Below are 18,527 nucleotides of genomic sequence, written 5' to 3'. Positions count from 1 at the left end.
CCTCACTCAGCCGCCACCGGCATCCGCGCCATCTCCATTTCGCGCAGGGCGCGGCGGTATTCCACCGGCATCACCTTCACGAACTTGGTGCGGTAACCCGCCCAATCATCGAGGATCGCCTTGGCACGCGGGGACCCCGTGTACTTCAGGTGATTGGTGATGAGCTGGCTCAGCCGCTCCTCGTCGTGCCCGGACATGTCGGCCAGGATATCGACGCGGCCCTTGGTCTCGAGGTCGCCATCCTGGTGGAAGCGACGCATGACGTCGTCCTCCTCCTCGATGGGCTCCAGATCGACCATCGAGAGATTGCAGCGCGCGGCGAAGGAGCCGTCCGCATCCAGCACGTAGGCGATGCCGCCCGACATGCCGGCCGCGAAGTTACGCCCGGTTTCGCCGATGGACACCACGACGCCGCCGGTCATGTACTCGCAGCCATGGTCGCCCATGCCTTCGACCACCGTGATGGCGCCGGAATTCCGTACGGCGAAGCGTTCGCCGGCCGAACCGCGAATGTAGCATTCGCCCGCGATGGCCCCGTAGAGCACCGTGTTGCCGGCCATGATCGTCCGCCCGGCGGGTGACCGCAACGCGTCGCTCGGCCGGATGATCAGCTTACCACCCGAGAGCCCCTTGCCGACGTAATCGTTGGCATGACCCGTCAGAACCACGGTGATACCGGCGGCCAGCCAAGCTCCGAAGCTCTGGCCGGCGGTGCCGGACAGGTTCACCGTGATGGTGTCGTCGGGCAATCCCTCATGGCCGTAGCGCTTGGCGACGACGCCCGAGAGCATCGCCCCAGCCGTGCGGTCCGAGTTCCGGATCACCTCGTTGAGCACCACCGGCTCGGCGGTCTCGATGGCCGCCTTGGCGCCCTCGATCAGGCGGCGGTCGAGTACCGTGTCGATCGGGTGCTTCTGCTTCTCCGTATGGCGGATCGCCACGTCGGGGCCGACATCGGGACGGTGGAAGAGCTTCGAGAAATCGAGGCCCCGCGCCTTCCAGTGGTTGATGACCTCCAGTGTGTCGAGGAAGTCGGCGCGACCGATGAGGTCTTCGAGCTTGGTGTAGCCCATCTCCGCCATCAGCTCGCGCAACTCTTCCGCCACGAAGAAGAAGTAGTTCACCACGTGCTCCGGCGTGCCCTTGAAGCGCTTGCGCAGGACGGGGTCCTGCGTCGCCACGCCCACCGGACAGGTGTTCAGGTGGCACTTGCGCATCATGATGCAGCCGGCCGCGATGAGCGGCGCGGTGGAGAAGCCGAACTGGTCGGCGCCGAGCAGAGCCGCGACGAGCACGTCCCGGCCCGTGCGGATGCCGCCATCGGCCTGAAGCACGACACGACCGCGCAGGTGGCTGAGCACCAGGGTCTGCTGGGTCTCGGCGAGACCCGTCTCCCATGGCCCGCCCGCGTGCTTGATGGAGGTCAGCGGCGCCGCGCCGGTGCCGCCGTCGAAGCCCGAGATGGTGATGTGGTCGGCGCGCGCCTTGGCGACGCCGGTGGCGACCGTGCCGACACCGACCTCGGAGACGAGCTTCACCGACACATCGGCGGCCGGATTGACGTTCTTCAGGTCGAAGATCAGCTGGGCGAGATCCTCGATCGAGTAGATGTCGTGATGCGGCGGCGGCGAGATCAGGCCGACGCCGGGGGTGGCGTAGCGGACCTTGGCGATCTTGGCGTCGACCTTGTGGCCGGGCAGCTGACCACCCTCGCCGGGCTTGGCGCCCTGCGAGACCTTGATCTGCATCATGTCGGCATTGACGAGATATTCCGTCGTCACGCCGAAGCGACCGGAGGCCACCTGCTTGATCGCCGAGCGGCGCGAACGGCCGTCGGCCATCGGCTTGAACCGCTCGACCTCCTCGCCGCCCTCACCGGAATTCGAACGGCCGCCGAACGAGTTCACCGCGATAGCGAGGGTCTCGTGGGCTTCCTTCGAGATGGAGCCGTAGGACATCGCGCCCGTGGCGAAGCGCTTGACGATGTCCACGGCCGGCTCGACCTCGGAAATGTCGACGGGCGCCCGGCCGAGCTCGGCCGCCTGCTTGATGCGGAAGAGGCCGCGGATGGTCTTGAGGTGGTTCTCCTGCTCGTTCACGAGCCGGGCATATTCACGGTAGCGCTCGGGCAGGCCGAGACGCACCGCGTGCTGCAGGGTGGCCACCGAATCCGGTGTCCAGGTATGGCTCTCACCGCGCAGGCGGTAGGCATATTCGCCGCCGACATCGAGGGCGTGACGGAACACCGGAGCGTCGCCGAACGCGTCGGCATGGCGACGGGCAGTCTCCTCGGCGACCTCGGCCATGCCGATGCCTTCGATCGTGGTCTTCGTGCCGAAGAAGTCACGGGCGACGAAGGACGAGTTCAGGCCGATCGCGTCGAAGATCTGCGCGCCGCAATAGGATTGGTAGGTCGAGATGCCCATCTTGGACATGACCTTGAGCAGACCCTTATCGATCGACTTGATGTAGCGATAGACGATCTCGTCGTCGGTGAGATCCGGCGGGAACTCGTCCTTCATCGCGATCACCGTCTCGAAGGCGAGATAGGGGTTGATCGCCTCGGCGCCGTAGCCCGCGAGACAGGCGAAGTGATGCACCTCGCGCGGCTCGCCGGACTCGACCACGAGACCGACGGAGGTCCGAAGTCCCTTGCGGATCAGGTAGTTATGCACCGCCGCCGTGGCCAGCAGGGCCGGGATCGCGATACGGTCCGGCCCGACACCGCGGTCGGTCAGGATGATGATGTTGTAGCCGCCGCGCACCGCCGCCTCGGCCCGGTCGCATAGCCGGTCGACCGCGCCTTCCATGGCGACGGCGCCGGACTCGGCCGGGAAGGTCATGTCGAGGGTCTTGGTGTCGAAACGGTCCTCGAAATGGGAGATCGAGCGGATCTTCTCGAGGTCCCCGTTGGTCAGGATCGGCTGACGGACCTCAAGGCGCTTCTTGCGGGAAGCCCCCTCCATGTCGAGCAGGTTCGGGCGCGGCCCGATGAACGAGACGAGGCTCATCACGGCCTCCTCGCGGATCGGGTCGATCGCCGGATTGGTGACCTGCGCGAAGTTCTGCTTGAAATAGGTGTAGAGGGGCTTGGGCTTATCGGAGAGGGCCGAGAGCGGCGTGTCGGTTCCCATGGAGCCGACCGCCTCCTGGCCGGTGACGGCCATGGGGGCCATCAGCAGCTTGAGGTCTTCCTGGCTGTAGCCGAACGCCTGCTGCCGATCGAGCAGCGACACGTCGGAGCGCGAGGCGCGCGGGATGACGGGCTTCAGGTCCTCCAGAACGATCTGGGTGTTCTTGACCCATTGTGCGTAGGGATTGGCCGCGGCGAGCTCGCTCTTGATCTCCTCGTCGGAGATGATGCGACCCTTCTTCAGGTCGATGAGCAGCATGCGGCCGGGCTGCAGGCGCCAGGATTCGACGATGCTCTCGTCCGGGATCGGCAGAACGCCCATCTCGGAGGCCAACACGACGAGGCCGTCTTCCGTAACGATGTAGCGGGCGGGGCGCAGGCCGTTGCGGTCGAGGGTCGCACCGATCTGGCGGCCATCGGTGAAACAGACGGCTGCGGGGCCGTCCCACGGCTCCATCAGGGCGGCGTGATACTCGTAGAACGCCTTGCGCTCCTCGCTCATGAGCGGATTGCCGGCCCAGGCCTCCGGGATCAGCATCATCATGGCATGGGCGAGCGAGTAGCCGCCCTGCACGAGGAATTCGAGGGCGTTGTCGAAACAGGCCGTGTCGGACTGGCCCTCATAGGAGATCGGCCAGAGCTTCGAGATGTCGTTGCCGAACAGATCCGAATCGACGCTGGCCTGGCGCGCCGCCATCCAGTTCACGTTGCCGCGCAGGGTGTTGATCTCGCCGTTATGGGCGACCATCCGGTAGGGGTGCGACAGCTGCCAGGTCGGAAAGGTGTTGGTGGCGAAACGCTGGTGCACGAGGGCGAGGCCCGAGACGTAGCGCTCGTCCTGCAGGTCCTTGAAGTAATGGCCGAGCTGCGTGACCAGAACCATGCCCTTGTAGACGATGGTCCGGGTCGAGACGGAGACCGGGTAATAGGCCTTCACGCGCGGATCGTTGAGGCCGTAGACCTTGTTCGAGATGACCTTGCGCGCGATGAACAGACGGCGCTCGAAAGCGTCCTCGTCCGTGATCGCGGCCGGGCGGCCGATGAAGACCTGCTTGTGGTGCGGCTCCGTCTCCTTGACGCGCACACCGAGGTCGCTTGAATCCACCGGCACGTCGCGCCAGCCGAGGAAGGGGAGCCCTTCGTCCTGGAGGGACTTCTCGACGATCTCCTCGACGATGCGGCGGCCTTCCTCGTCCTTCGGCATGAAGAACTGGCCGACACCGTAATGGCCGGGCTCGGGCAAAGCGATGCCGAGGCCCTCGCACTCTTCCTTCAGGAGGAAATGCGGGATGTGGGTGAGGATGCCGCAGCCGTCGCCCATCTTGGGATCGGCGCCGACGGCGCCGCGATGGTCGATATTCTCGAGGATGAGCAGGCCCTGAGCCACGATGGCATGGGTCCGCCGGTCATGCATGTCCGCGACGAAGCCGACACCGCAGGCATCGCCCTCGCGGGCCGGATCGTAAAGACCCTGCTTATGCGGCAGGGCGGAATCGCGAACGACGAGCGGCGCGACGCCGTCCCGCGTGGCGGGGATCGGGTTCTGGACGATCCCGGCAACCTCAGATGCGGCCATGCTCATAACCCCTCAGCCTCATTCGTCCGTGCCCGCATGCGAGCATGTTTCATGCCCGAATGCCATCCGGCACTCAGGCCCCTACCTCGACGCGGTCGGATTCGTGCAGGATCTTCGGTAAGGAAGCGCCCGCACTCCGCGGGCTCAACGACGGCTTGAATTCAAGCCGTGCGGGCCCGGATCGCCGTAATGGCGACCGGCTTGGAATCTCGTTTTTTCGTGAGATTCGACACCCGCTCGAGACCTTCCGCGTTCCTCGACGGCAATTGTCCTCGGAGACGAATCGCCGCCGGAACACCCTGCCAAAAATGGGACAGCCGTACTGTCCTAATTACGGAAGGTGACAGATTTTAAACGCTCCAGCAAGAGGCTCACGCGCGTGATGGACAGGTTTGATGTGCGCTGCGACCATGCATACATTTTGAGGTCAACAACACGGGCCGATGCTGACAGCGGGATCGGTGACAGGGCCGGGAAACCGACGGATACCGATCGCCCGCGACTTGCCGCGCTTCACCCGCATTCCCGCCCCAATCAGGCGTTCTACAGGGCTCGCCAAGCACAAGCGGCATGCGGGGTGATGGACCGCACGGAGACCTCCATAGACCTGCGTCAACAGTAGGCTACGGAACGAACGACCAAGCAAGACGAGGCACCATGGAATCGAGCCGCAGGGCGCCTGTGCGCTCCCATAAGTTCAGCCGGTCTCAGATCGGCCTGACCATGCTGGCGGGGTTCATCTCCCTGTCGGCCCTCGGGACTGTCACCGCTCAAGCGCAATACGGTTACGAGCCCGACCTTATCCTTCCCCCTCGCGCCGTCGTCTGGCGCCTGAACGACCGCGGCTTCACCGAGGTGACGCGGCCGCGATTCGACGGCCGTGCCTATATCGTCGAAGCAACGGGCCCCTATGGCGACAGGGTGCGGCTCTTCGTGGATGCACGGGACGGCGCGGTCCTCGACCGCCAGCGTCTCGGTGCACCGTTGCCGCCTGCACCGATTCCCGTCGCCCGTCCGGCGGCGCCCGGCTATGGCTGGACCGAGGCGGACGAGCAGCCCCGTCAACCGATGCGCGAGGCGGCACGGCCTGTTCCCCCCGGTAGGATCCCAAACGGAGATGGTGTGAGCCGGCAGCCGCGATTCGACGTGGCGGCGCGCCCAGACGCGCCTGCCCGCGCGGAACCCGCCGATCGCAACCCGTTGGGTCTCAACCCCGATGCCCGCACCGGCGACGCGAGACGCCCGTTAGAACCGGCGCCTGCCCGCAAAGTCACCAGGTTGGCCCCGCCGGCGAAGCCGGCAGCGCCCCGGCTCGCTCCGGAAGCCCCCTCCCCGGCCGCGACGGACGCAACGTCCGATGCCCGGACCAGCACGCCTCCGGTTGCCGCCATCGAGCAGCCGAAGGTCGAACCCTCGACACCCGCCGCGAATCAGCCCCGCCGAGACGCCGCGCAGGCTCCCTCGCCCAAGGCTCAGGCGTGGAGCGATCCACCTGCGGACAGGAAAGCCGTTCGGGTCATCGGTGGCGCAACGGTCGTACCGGGATCGACCGACAAGGATCAGCAAGGCGGCCGTTCGGCCGAGTAGCCGACGTCATCATCGCCTACCGAGACGAACAAAGGCGTCGAGCGACGAAGGCTCGGCGCCTTTTTCTTGAACACGCTCGCGGCCAATCAGCCAGCATCGCTCGCGCCGGCGCCCTGTAAATGGGGGTCGTTCGTGGCCGCCCGGACGGGGCTGTCGCTCTGGCTCGGCGAAGTCGTGATCGCCTTCAACGCCAGCGGGTCGAGGTTGCTTCCCTCGGTCGGGCCATAGGCTTCGAGGGCACGGCGCATCTTCGGCGTCCAGAACGCCACGATGTGCTTGTGGATACCCGCCACGGCTTCGTCATCCGGATAGGATCTGAAGAAGCCGGCGATCTGGTTCGCCATGCGGACGAGCTTGTCGTTGGTGGTCAGGGCGCTCATGGGACTGGCTCTGTCGACGGGTGAAGGATTGGCCGCGCGCGACTTAGCGTTCGGCGGCAAGACGAAGACGTTCACGGCCGGAAAAGACCGTGAGGGTGTCCGACCGGGCGATGGCGCAGAGCGTGATGTCGTGCAGTCGCGCCCGGTCGATGGCGAGGGAGGTCGGGGCGGAGATCGCCACCAGAACGGCAGCGCCGAAGGTCGCAGTCTTCTCCACCATCTCGAACGAGCAGCGGCTGGTGATGACGACGAAGCCATCGTTGGGATCGGTCCCGGCCCGCATCAGCGCACCGATCAGCTTGTCGAGGCCGTTATGGCGCCCGACATCCTCGCGGACGGCGAGAAGATTGCCGTTCCGATCCGCCCAGGCCGCGGCATGGACGGCGCGGGTCGTGTGGTTGAGAACCTGCGCATCGCCCATTCCGAGCAGGGCGCGCTGGATCGATTCGATCCCGACTACCTGCATCGCATGAGCACGCGGCTCAGCCTTCGGCAGGGCCGCGAGATCGTCGATGCCGCAGACGCCGCATCCGGTGCGACCGCTGATGGCGCGTTTCCGGGCAAGATGCTCGCGCAACCGCCCCGGAGCGAGATCCACGACGAGGCGCAATCCCCCGTCTCCGTCCTCGACCCGAACCGACCTGATCTCGTCTGCGGACTCGACGATCCCCTCAGTGAGGCTGAACCCGTAGGCGAAATCCTCGAGGTCGGACGGGGTCGTCATCATGACCGCGTAGGGCACGCTGCCATAGACGAGGTTGACGGGCATCTCGACGGCTAGATCGCGATGCCCTTCGCGGGCCGTGGGATCGTCGTAGGCCACGACCAGGGTCGGGACACGCCGGCTCGTCGGAGCCGGCGCGTCGATGTCGTTCAGATCGTTCCGTTCACTCGGCAGCATTCAATTGCGTCGCGATTCTCGTGAGCGAGAAGTCCTCCTCGAAGAACTTCGCCTGCCAATCCGACGGACGGTTCGTCCGCCGCACCTGTACCGCCGTCACCTTATACTCGGGGCAGTTGGTGGCCCAGTCCGAGTAGTCGGTGGTGATGACATTGGCACCGGTCTTGGCATGGTGGAACGTGGTGTAGACCACGCCCGGCTGCATCCGCTCGGAGACGATCGCCTTCAGGGCGATGTCGCCGGAGCGGCTCTCGAGAGCCACGAGATCGCCGTCGAGAATGCCGCGAACCTCGGCATCGAACGGGTGGATCTCCAGCACGTCCTCCTCGTGCCAGCGCGAGTTCTCCGTGCGGCGCGTCTGTGCGCCGACATTGTACTGCGACAGGATGCGGCCGGTGGTGAGGATGAGCGGGAAGCGCGGTCCGGTGCGCTCCTCGGTCGCCACGTACTCCGTGATCATGAACTTGCCGAGGCCGCGCACGAACCGGTCCACGTGCATCATGGGCGTACCGTTGGGAGCGGCGTCGTTGCACGGCCACTGGATCGAGCCGAGTTCGTCGATCTTGGCGAAGCTCACGCCCTTGAAGCTCGGGGTGAGCGAGGCGATCTCGTCCATGATCTCGCTCGGATGCGAGTAGTTCATCGGATAGCCGAGGGCGTTCGAGAGCAGCATCGTACCCTCCCAATCACCGACGCCCGAGAGCGGCGGCATCACCTTGCGGACGCGGGAGATGCGACGCTCGGCATTGGTGAAGGTACCGTCCTTCTCGAGGAACGACGCGCCCGGCAGGAAGACATGGGCGTATTTCGCCGTCTCGTTCAGGAAGATGTCCTGGACGACGATGCATTCCATCGCCATCAGGCCCGCGGTGACGTGGTGCGTGTCGGGGTCGGACTGGGCGATGTCCTCGCCCTGGATGTACATGCCCTTGAAGGCGCCATCGACGGCCTCGTCGAGCATGTTGGTGATGCGCAGGCCCGGATCCTTGTCGAGGGAAACGCCCCAGAGCGATTCGAAGGTCTCGCGGGTGGCGTCGTCCGACACGTGGCGGTAGCCCGGCAGTTCGTGCGGGAACGAGCCCATGTCGCACGAGCCCTGGACGTTGTTCTGTCCGCGCAGCGGGTTCACGCCGGCGCCCAGCATGCCGATATTGCCGGTGGCCATGGCGATGTTGGCCATGCCCATGACCATGGTCGAGCCCTGGCTGTGCTCGGTGACGCCCAGACCGTAATAGATGCCCGCGGCCCCGCCGGTGGCGTAGAGGCGGGCGGCGCCACGGATATCCTCGGGGTTCACGCCGATCTTGTCGGCCTGAGCCTCGGGCGAATGACGCTCCTCGGCGATGAACCGGGCCCAGGATTCGAAGTCGCCGAGATCGCAGCGCTCGCGGACATAGGCCTCGTCGATCAGCCCTTCCGTGACGATGACATGCGCCATCGCGTTGATGAAGGCGACGTTTGAGCCTGGCTTCAGCGGCAGGTGGTAATCGGCCTCGATATGGGGCGACTTCACCAAGTCGATCCTGCGCGGATCGGCGACGATGAGCTTGGCGCCCTCACGCAGGCGCTTCTTCATCCGAGAGCCGAAGACTGGGTGACCGTCGGTCGGGTTCGCACCGATGACGAGGATCACGTCGGAATGCGCCACCGAGGCGAAATCCTGCGTGCCGGCCGAGGTGCCGAGCGTCGACATCAGGCCATAGCCGGTGGGTGAATGGCAGACGCGGGCGCAGGTATCGACGTTGTTGTTGCCGAAGGCAGCGCGAACGAGCTTCTGGACGAGGTAGGCTTCCTCGTTGGTGCAGCGCGACGAGGTGATGCCGCCCACTGAATCCTTGCCGTACTGGGCCTGGATTCGCTTGAACTCGGAAGCGGCGCGATCGATCGCGACCTCCCACGACACTTCCTGCCAGGGGTCCGTGATCTTGTCGCGGATCATCGGCTTGGTGATGCGGTCCTTGTGGGTGGCGTAGCCGTAGGCAAAACGGCCCTTGACGCAGGAATGGCCGTCATTGGCCTTGCCGCCCTTGTAGGGGACCATGCGGACGATGCGGGTGCCCTGCATCTCGGCCTTGAACGAGCAGCCGACGCCGCAATAAGCACAGGTGGTGATCTCGGAATGGTCCGGCTGGCCATGCTCGATGATCGACTTTTCCTGAAGCGTCGCCGTCGGGCAGGCCTGAACGCAGGCGCCACAGGAGACGCATTCGGAGTTGAAGAAGTCGGTGGGGCCGGCAGCCACGCGGCTGTCGAAGCCACGGCCCGAAATCGTGAGCGCGAAGGTGCCCTGCGTCTCTTCGCAAGCGCGGACGCAGCGATTGCAGACGATGCACTTCGACGGATCGTAGGTGAAATACGGGTTGGACGTATCCTTGGCCAGGTACTGGTCCGAAGACGGCTTGACGTGGTTGGCGCCGTCATAGCCGTAGCGCACGTCGCGCAAGCCGACCGCGCCTGCCATGTCCTGCAATTCGCAATCGCCGTTGGCAGCACAGGTCAGGCAGTCGAGCGGGTGATCGGAGATGTAGAGCTCCATCACGCCTTTGCGGAGCTTGGCGAGCTTGTCCGTCTGGGTCGAGACCACCATGCCGTTCTCGGCCGGGGTGGTGCAGGAGGCGGGCGTGCCGCGCCGCCCCTCGATCTCCACGAGGCAGAGACGGCAGGAGCCGAAGGCTTCCAGCGAATCGGTGGCGCAGAGCTTGGGGATCTGCGTGCCGGCATGCATCGCCGCCGCCATCACCGACGTGCCGGCGGGAACGGTGACGCTCATGCCGTCGATGGTGAGGGTGACGGTCTGCTCGTTCACCCGGATCGGGGTGCCGTAATCGATCTCTTTGATGAGGGCCATGGGTCGCGCCTCCTTATTCAGCGGCCACGGACATCGGTCCGCGCTGCTGGAAATCCTCGGGGAAATGGGTGATCGCGCTCATGACGGGCATCGGGGTGAGCCCGCCCATGGCGCAGAGCGACCCGTCGGTCATGACGTCGCAAAGATCGGCCACGACGGCGAGATTCTCGGCGGGGCGGATGCCGGCGATGACCTTGTCCATCGTCTCGACGCCGCGCGTCGCGCCGATGCGGCAGGGGGTGCACTTGCCGCAGGATTCCACCGCGCAGAACTCGAAAGCGAAGCGGGCCTGTTTGGCCATGTCGACGGTGTCGTCGAACACCACGATGCCGCCATGGCCGACGAGGCCCTTCTTGGCCGCCATCGCCTCGTAATCGAGGGGCGTGTCGAGGAGATGGTCGGGGAAGTAGGCCCCGAGCGGGCCGCCGACCTGGACCGCCCGGACCGGACGGCCGCTCTGCGTACCGCCGCCGAAATCCTCGATGATCTCGCGCAGGGTGATGCCGAATGCGAACTCGATCAGGCCGCCATGCTTGATGTTGCCGGCGAGCTGGATCGCCAGCGTGCCGAGCGAACGGCCCATGCCGTAATCGGCATATGCCTTGGCACCGTGCTCCAGGATGTAAGGCACGGCCGTGAAGGTCATGACGTTGTTGACGAGGGTCGGCTGGCCGAGGAAGCCCTTCAGTGCCGGGATCGGCGGCTTGGCCCGGACGATGCCGCGACGACCCTCCAGGCTCTCCAGCAGCGAGGTCTCCTCGCCGCAGATATAGGCGCCGGCGCCCAGGCGCACTTCGAGGTGGAAGGCCTTGCCCGAGCCCGCCACGTTGTCGCCGAGATAGCCGGCGGCCTTGGCATTGACGATCGCTTCCTTGAGGGTCGCGAAGGCCTGCGGATATTCGGAGCGCAGATAGATGTAGCCGCGCGTGGCCCCCGTCGCGATGCCCGCGATGGTCATGCCCTCGATGAGGTTGAAGGGATCGCCCTCCATCATCATACGGTCTGCGAAGGTGCCCGAATCGCCCTCGTCCGCATTGCAGACGACGTATTTCTGCTCGGACTGGGCGAGCATCACCGTGTTCCACTTGATGCCGGCGGGGAAGCCGGCGCCACCGCGTCCGCGCAGGCCGGAATCGCGCACCTGGGCCACGATACCGGCGGCATCGAGCTTCAGCGCGGCATCCAGGCCGTTATAGCCGCCATGCGCCCGGTAATCCTCCACCGAGACGGGATCGATCACGCCGCAGCGATGGAAGGTCAGGCGCTGCTGCTGGGCGAGATACGGCATCTCCTCGGGCTTGCCGAGGCGAAGGGCATGTTCGCCGCCATTCACCAAGCCGGCATCGAGAAGGCTATCGACATCGCCGGGAGTGACGGGACCGTAGGCGATGCGGCCCTCCGGCGTCGCGACCTCGACCATGGGCTCCAGCCACAGCATCCCACGCGAGCCCGTACGGACGATGGTGACGTCGAGACCGCGGCGCTCGGCGCCCGCGAAAATCGCGCGGGCGACACGGTTGGCGCCGAGACCGAGCGCGACGGCGTCGCGCGGGACATAAACGGTGATGCTCACGAGTTCATCTCCGTGAGGGCCGATTCCAGGGAATCTGCGGTGAGGCGCGCCAGCGGCTCATCGTCGACCAGGGCGCCCGGGCCGTTGGCGCAGAGGCCGAGGCAGTAGACCGGCTCCACCGTGATCTGGCCGTCCGGCGTCGTGCCGTGCCAATCGATGCCAAGGCGGGCAAGGATATCCGCGTGGAGGGCGTCGGATCCCATGGCCTGGCAGGCCTCGGCGCGGCACAGCTTCACCTGATGCTTGCCCGAGGGGGCACGGCGGAAGTCGTGGTAGAACGTGATGCAGCCATGCACCTCGGCCCGCGACAGGTTCAGCGCGTCCGCGATGAGCGGAACGGCGCCCTCGTCGACGTAACCAAAGGTTTCCTGCAAGGCGTGGAGGATGGGGAGCGTGGCGCCTTCGAGATGCGTATGGTCGGCGATGATGCCGGCCGCACGCTGCGCGCTCCATGGCTCATGCTGCAGCATTGTTCCTACCCGGATGAACTTGTTGTCATTCCAAGGTGGTATATCTCCACCCATGAATCAATCGTCCGGTTCGGTCGTTCGACAATGCTTTTTTGTTATAATTCCATTGTGCGGCGCAAAAACTCAGAGTGACGAGATGTTTTCGGCGATCGTCGGTGCGATCGCCTGCCCCTCGACGATGAGTGCGGCACAGAGCGGTGTCATTGGATCGCGCTCCGGCACGACGAGCCCGATCATGTGGCTGACATCGGGTTCGACGATGGGCACGGAGCGCACCCGCTCACTGAGGCGGAAACTGTCGGCGAGAACGGCGGGCATCACGCTGGCCCATTTGGCCGTGCGGACATGGGTCAACAAGACGATCATCGAGTTCGACTGCAGCAACGGCTCGGCGTTCCAACCGGCATTCTGGAGATGGCGGTCGACGATGCGGCGGTTCTGCATATCGGGCGTCAGAAGACAGAGAGGAAGACGGCCGACCTCGTCCCAGGTCACCGAATCCCGCATTCCGTAGATGCCGTCGACCGCGGTGAGCAGGCGGTAACGCTCGCGATAGAGCGGCACGGCAATGACTTTGCCGAGCGGCTCGTTCTCCAGATAGGTTATCCCGGCATCGATCTCGTGGTCGGCGATCAACCGGCCGATCTCGCCGGAGGTAGTGGATTGCACGGAGAATCGCACGTCGGGATGGCGGGCGCGGAATGGGGTGGTCAGCGAGGCGACGATCGGCGTGGCAGTGGGAATCGCCGCAAGGCGAAGAGTGCCCGACAATCCCCGGCGCAGGCTGGCGACTTCCTCCCGCATGGCGCGCGCATCACCGACGATCCGGCGTGCCCAGTCGAGAACACGCTCACCTTCCGGGGTGAAACCCTGGAATCGGGAACCGCGCTCCACCAGCAGGACGCCGAGCCGCTCTTCGAGCTGCTTCACTCCGGCCGAGAGCGTCTGCTGGGAAACGTTGCAGAATTGCGCGGCCCGGCCGAAATGCCGCTCGCGAGCCAGGGCTAGGAGGAATTCGAGGCGTTCGATCACCGCCACGACCTTATGGTGTTCATCCCCGAATTCGCTTCCCGGAATATGCGCCCGCATGTCTCCCGCGGAGCCGGTCATTCTCCATAGCGGGAACCGCGCTATACTGGCGAGGGATTCACGGTCGAAGACGGCGGCAATACAAATTTAAGTTTGCCGTCGAGCAAAATTGCTTTGATTCCCCCAGTCATTCGGGCTCCACGGGTGCTGCACTACGGGGAAAGGCACAACCATGCGACGCTGTTGCGGTTGCGCCATCGACCTCCATGTGGTCTGACACCCGCAATGGCGACCCGGATTTCACATCCGAGGTCCGCCTTTCCCGTTAAGCGAGGACTTGCGCGCGACGTCAAAAGTCGCAAGACGCTTCGGGACGACGTAGAACGATACCAAAGGGGAGCCACGAGAGGCACATGCGGACCACGCAGGCGCAACACCGGTCATCATGGGGACTTGCTGCGGGCGCTCTTGCTGCGCTCGGCACCACCCTCGTTTCTTCAGCTGCCCTGGCGGCCGGCATCGGCCAGCCCGAGCCGTGGCAGATGGACCGTCAGGTCGCCGTCACCGAGAACGCGCGGGACATCCACACGTTCGAGCAGGGGATGCATTGGCTCTCCTTCGGCATCTCGGCTTTCGTGCTCGGATTGATCATCTACTGCATCTTCAAGTTCAACGCGAAGGCCAACCCGGTCCCCTCGAAGACCACGCACAACACCATGATCGAAGTGGCCTGGACGATCGTCCCGGTGCTGATCCTGGTGGCGGTCGCCATCCCCTCGTTCCGCCTGCTCCGCACCCAGCTCTCGGATCCGAAGGCCGACGTCATCGTCAAGGTGATCGGCCATGCCTGGTACTGGTCCTACGAGTACCCGGCGGTCGAGAATGGCGGTGGCTTCACCTTCGACGCCAATATCGACGAAGAGAAGCAGCCCAAGCTGCTCGGCACCGACAACGACATGGTCGTTCCGGTGAACAAGATCGTGAAGATCCAGGTGACCGCCGCCGACGTGCTGCATTCCTGGGCGATGCCGTCCTTCGGCTTCAAGATCGACGCGATCCCCGGCCGCCTGAACCAGTTCTGGTTCAAGGCCGAGCGTGAGGGCACCTATCACGGCCAGTGCTCCGAGCTCTGCGGCGCCCGCCACGCCTACATGCCCATCACGGTGCAGGTGGTGAGCGACGAAGCCTATGCGGCCTGGCTCGCAGAGGGGAAGACCAAGTTCGCCCGCCTCGACGACGGTTCGAAGTTCGCAGAAGCCAAATAGCGGCTTTTTCCGGCGCCGCTCGACGGCTCCGGCTGGACCGGCCCTTGATCGGGCCGGTTCATTCGCAAATCGAGAGATTTAGAGAAACCTGAACAGGGTCTGCATCGATGGCAACCGCCACAGCACAATCAGGGCATCACGACGCCCACGCCTCCCATACGCCGTCCTTCTTCGCCCGTTGGTTCCTGTCGACCAACCATAAGGACATCGGCACTCTCTACCTCCTGTTCGCGTTCTGCGCGGGCATCATCGGCGCGTTCCTCTCCTTCGGCATCCGCATGGAGATGGAAGAGCCCGGCCTGCAGTACTTCTCGAATCCCGGCACCTACAACGTGTTCGTGACCGGCCACGGTCTCATCATGGTGTTCTTCATGGTGATGCCGGCGCTCATCGGCGGCTTCGGCAACTGGTTCGTGCCCCTCATGATCGGCGCGCCGGACATGGCGTTCCCGCGCATGAACAACATCTCGTTCTGGCTCACCGTCTCCGGCTTCGCGAGCCTTCTCTGCTCGCTCTTCGTCGAAGGCGCGCCGGGAACCTCGGGCGCCGGCACCGGCTGGACCGTCTATCCGCCGCTCTCGACCTCGGGCCATCCCGGTCCCTCCGTCGATTTCGCGATCTTCGCCCTTCACCTTTCCGGTGCTGGCTCGATCCTCGGCGCCATCAACTTCATCACCACCATCCTGAACATGCGCGCGCCGGGCATGACCCTGCACAAGATGCCGCTGTTCGCCTGGGCCGAGCTCGTCACCGCGTTCCTGCTGCTCCTGTCGCTTCCGGTCCTCGCCGGCGCGATCACGATGCTGCTCACCGACCGCAACTTCGGCACGACCTTCTTCGATCCGGCCGGCGGTGGTGATCCGGTGCTCTACCAGCACCTGTTCTGGTTCTTCGGTCACCCCGAAGTGTACATCATGATCCTGCCGGCCTTCGGCATCGTCTCGCACATCATCTCGACCTTCTCGCGCAAGCCCGTCTTCGGCTACCTCGCCATGGCCTACGCCATGGTCGCCATCGGCGTCGTCGGCTTCGTCGTGTGGGCGCACCACATGTACACGGTCGGCCTGTCGCTGCAGACGCAATCCTACTTCGTCTTCGCCACCATGGTCATCGCGGTGCCCACCGGCGTGAAGATCTTCTCCTGGATCGCGACGATGTGGGGTGGCTCGATCCGCTTCACCGCCGCCATGCACTGGGCGGTCGGCTTCATCTTCCTGTTCACGGTCGGCGGCGTCACCGGCGTCGTGCTGGCGAACTCGGCGGTCGATAAGTACCTGCACGACACCTATTACGTTGTCGCCCACTTCCACTACGTCCTGTCGCTCGGCGCCGTGTTCATCATCTTCGCCGGTGTCTACTACTGGTTCCCGAAGATGACCGGCTACGTCATCCCGGAATGGGCCGGCAAGCTGCACTTCTGGCTCGCCTTCATCGGTGCGAACATCCTGTTCTTCCCGATGCACTTCCTGGGTCTGGCCGGCATGCCGCGCCGCTACGCCGATTACCCGGAGGCCTTCGCCGGCTGGCACAAGGTCTCGACCTGGGGCGGTCACATCTTCGCCCTCGGCATGGTGGTGTTCTTCATCGGCGTCGTTCTCGCCTTCCGCTCGAAGGTCCGCGCGGCAGACAATCCCTGGGGCGAAGGTGCCACCACCCTCGAGTGGACGCTCTCCTCCCCGCCGCCCTTCCACCAGTTCGAGACCCTCCCGACGATCGTCGACGAGCACGGTCACTAAAACACGAACCGAAACGATACGGATTGCGAGGACCGCGCCAGCGGTCCTCGCTCTTTCCCGGATGCCCCTCCCAGCGAGGGGCGTCCCGCAAAGGGCGGCGCCTCAGACGGCGTGATCCGAACCCCGGCCAGACCGACAACAGCATCAGGTACCCATGACGAGCCTGTCGAACAGCGTATCCGCTGCCGCCGAGCCGCAAGATTTCGCCCCCGCCCCGATGATGGTGGGCGGCGAGGTCTCGGACTTCTTCGCGCTCCTGAAGCCCCGCGTGATGGTGCTGGTGATCTTCACGGCGCTGGTCGGCATGGTGGTGTCCCATGTCCAGATTCAGCCGGTCGTCGGAGTGATCTCGCTCCTCATGATCGCGGTGGGCGCCGGTGCCTCCGGCTGTCTCAACATGTGGTGGGACGCCGATATCGATGCGGTGATGACCCGTACGGCGACGCGCCCGATCCCCGGCGGTCGTATCCAGCCCGGTGAAGCCCTGGCCTTCGGCCTCGTCCTGTCGGTGGGTTCGGTCTTGGTGCTCGGCCTCGCCTCGAACTGGCTGGCCGCCTCGCTGCTCGCCTTCACGATCGTCTTCTACGCGGTCGTTTACTCCATGTGGCTGAAGCGGGCGACGCCGCAGAACATCGTCATCGGCGGCGCCGCCGGCGCCCTCCCCCCGATGATCGGCCAGGCTGCCGTATCGGGATCGGTGGGCATCGAATCGACGGTCCTGTTCCTCATCATCTTCATCTGGACGCCGCCGCATTTCTGGGCGCTCGCGCTCATCAAGGCGGGAGAATACGCCAAGGCCGGCATCCCGATGATGCCGAACGTCGCCGGGCCTCAATCCACGCGGCGCCAGATCATCTACTACTCGATCCTGCTGTTCCCGGTGGGCCTCGCCCCGGTCTTCCTCGGCTTCGGCGGATGGCTCTACGGCGTCACCGCCTTCCTCGGCGGCCTCGGGATGCTGGCCTTCAGCGTCCACGTCTACCGCAACCGTGAGGGCGAGGCGGAGCGCAAGGCCGCGCTCGGCATGTTCGGCTTCTCGATCCTCTACCTCTTCCTGCTGTTCTCGGCGGTCTTGGCCGAGCAGGGCCTGGGACTGTTCCGCGCGGTGCTCGCGTGACCTCGGTGCCGGGCAAATCCACTCCGCCGCGGCAGCTGACGCCCGAAGAGCGCCAGCGCCAGCGCAGGCGCTCCATCGCCATCGCCACGGTGCTGTTCGTCCTCGTGGCCATCTTCTACGCTTTGACCATCGCCAAGCTCGGACCGCAGATCCTCAATCGCCCGCTGTGACCGCATCGACCGGGTCGTTCAGCGAAGAAAGTCGGACGTCATCATGACCGACAAGAAAAGCCCACGAAGCGGCAATCCGAACCGCAAGGCCTCGGTCACGGCCCTCGCCTGCGCGGGTTTGGCGGTGGGCATGATCGGCTTGGCCTTCGCCTCGGCGCCGCTCTACGACATGTTCTGCAAGGCCACCGGCTTTGACGGCACGCCGCGCGTCGGGCTCGCATCGACGCAGGTCGCCACGGATGACAGCATGGTCGTCCATCTCGACACAAACGTCGCGTCGACCCTGCCCTGGCGCTTCGTCGCCGAGACGCCGAAGATCGAAGTTCGCCTCGGCGAGACGAAGACCGTGTTCTTCCGGGTCAAGAATACGGGGACGACCCCCTCGACGGGGATCGCGACCTACAACGTCCAGCCGGGACTGATGGGGAGCTTCTTCGTGAAGATCCAATGCTTCTGCTTCAACGAGCAGACGCTCCAGCCCGGAGAGACGATGGATTTCCCGGTAGTGTTCTACATCGATCCGGCCGTGAGAGCCGACTCGAACACCGCCCACCTTCAGGAGCTCACGCTCTCCTACACGTATTTCGCGTCGAAGAATGGCCAGCCCTCGGCCGCGCTCGCGACGACGGACGGCAAGAATGCGAAAACCAATTTCTGAGGCCATCAAAAATTTTGGCGGGACGCGTTTTCGACGCGCCAGATTTTTGAGGTCTCAAGCGTGACAACACTGCGCCGTCCCGAT

13 protein-coding genes are annotated in these 18,527 nt (G+C 65.1%); 6 read left to right on the top strand and 7 right to left on the bottom strand.

Annotated features, from left to right (window positions below; translation table 11 throughout):
- Positions 1-2: 2 nt before the first annotated feature.
- Positions 3-4,715: a glutamate synthase large subunit gene (gene gltB / locus RQI43_RS09690; RefSeq protein WP_056431408.1), complete on the bottom strand. Its 4,713-nt coding sequence runs from the start codon at positions 4,713-4,715 to the stop codon at positions 3-5.
- Positions 4,716-5,366: 651 nt separating this feature from the next.
- On the opposite strand from gltB, the gene RQI43_RS09685 reads away from it, so the two are divergent.
- Positions 5,367-6,296: a hypothetical protein gene (locus RQI43_RS09685; RefSeq protein ID WP_311275019.1), complete on the top strand. Its 930-nt coding sequence runs from the start codon at positions 5,367-5,369 to the stop codon at positions 6,294-6,296.
- Between the two features lie 86 nt (positions 6,297-6,382).
- On the opposite strand, the gene RQI43_RS09680 is transcribed toward RQI43_RS09685, so the two are convergent.
- The 6 genes from RQI43_RS09680 to RQI43_RS09655 form a co-directional block, all read right to left on the bottom strand.
- Positions 6,383-6,676 carry a formate dehydrogenase subunit delta gene (locus RQI43_RS09680; RefSeq protein WP_207411533.1) on the bottom strand — a complete coding sequence of 98 codons (294 nt, stop codon included), beginning with the start codon at positions 6,674-6,676 and terminating at the stop codon, positions 6,383-6,385.
- Positions 6,677-6,719: 43 nt separating this feature from the next.
- Entirely contained in the window at positions 6,720-7,577 is an 858-nt protein-coding gene (gene fdhD, locus RQI43_RS09675) for a formate dehydrogenase accessory sulfurtransferase FdhD (RefSeq protein ID WP_311275018.1), read from the bottom strand.
- Positions 7,564-10,425 (bottom strand): formate dehydrogenase subunit alpha, encoded by a 2,862-nt coding sequence (fdhF, locus tag RQI43_RS09670; RefSeq protein ID WP_311275017.1) that lies wholly within the window; start codon positions 10,423-10,425, stop codon positions 7,564-7,566. The genes fdhD and fdhF overlap by 14 nt, the downstream gene beginning before the upstream one ends.
- Positions 10,426-10,438: 13 nt before the next feature.
- Positions 10,439-11,998, bottom strand: coding sequence for an NADH-ubiquinone oxidoreductase-F iron-sulfur binding region domain-containing protein (locus tag RQI43_RS09665; RefSeq protein WP_311275016.1), 1,560 nt, complete (start codon positions 11,996-11,998; stop codon positions 10,439-10,441).
- Positions 11,995-12,468, bottom strand: a complete 474-nt coding sequence (locus tag RQI43_RS09660; protein ID WP_311275015.1) for a formate dehydrogenase subunit gamma — start codon at positions 12,466-12,468, stop codon at positions 11,995-11,997. The genes RQI43_RS09665 and RQI43_RS09660 overlap by 4 nt, the downstream gene beginning before the upstream one ends.
- Before the next feature lie 123 nt (positions 12,469-12,591).
- The gene (locus tag RQI43_RS09655; RefSeq protein ID WP_056431607.1) at positions 12,592-13,500 is read right to left on the bottom strand and encodes a LysR family transcriptional regulator; all 909 of its coding nucleotides are present in this window, start codon (positions 13,498-13,500) and stop codon (positions 12,592-12,594) included.
- A 410-nt stretch (positions 13,501-13,910) separates the two neighbouring features.
- Between RQI43_RS09655 and coxB the strand changes: the two genes are divergently transcribed.
- The 5 genes from coxB to RQI43_RS09630 all read left to right on the top strand — a co-directional run bounded on the left by coxB (position 13,911) and on the right by RQI43_RS09630 (position 18,443).
- Positions 13,911-14,762 carry a cytochrome c oxidase subunit II gene (gene coxB, locus RQI43_RS09650; protein ID WP_207411529.1) on the top strand — a complete coding sequence of 284 codons (852 nt, stop codon included), beginning with the start codon at positions 13,911-13,913 and terminating at the stop codon, positions 14,760-14,762.
- A gap of 107 nt (positions 14,763-14,869) precedes the next feature.
- Positions 14,870-16,498, top strand: a complete 1,629-nt coding sequence (gene ctaD / locus RQI43_RS09645) for a cytochrome c oxidase subunit I (protein ID WP_056452074.1) — start codon at positions 14,870-14,872, stop codon at positions 16,496-16,498.
- A gap of 154 nt (positions 16,499-16,652) precedes the next feature.
- Positions 16,653-17,615, top strand: a complete 963-nt coding sequence (locus RQI43_RS09640; RefSeq protein ID WP_311275014.1) for a heme o synthase — start codon at positions 16,653-16,655, stop codon at positions 17,613-17,615.
- On the top strand, positions 17,612-17,785 hold the full coding sequence (locus RQI43_RS09635; protein WP_056431437.1) for a hypothetical protein: 174 nt from the start codon (positions 17,612-17,614) through the stop codon (positions 17,783-17,785). The genes RQI43_RS09640 and RQI43_RS09635 overlap by 4 nt, the downstream gene beginning before the upstream one ends.
- Before the next feature lie 43 nt (positions 17,786-17,828).
- On the top strand, positions 17,829-18,443 hold the full coding sequence (locus tag RQI43_RS09630) for a cytochrome c oxidase assembly protein (RefSeq protein ID WP_311275013.1): 615 nt from the start codon (positions 17,829-17,831) through the stop codon (positions 18,441-18,443).
- Positions 18,444-18,527 lie beyond the last annotated feature (84 nt).

It is taken from the genome of Methylobacterium sp. WCS2018Hpa-22 (assembly GCF_031843785.1).
Taxonomy (GTDB): domain Bacteria; phylum Pseudomonadota; class Alphaproteobacteria; order Rhizobiales; family Beijerinckiaceae; genus Methylobacterium.
Note: the sequence above shows the minus strand (reverse complement) of the source record. Positions and strands in the feature narration are given on the sequence as shown.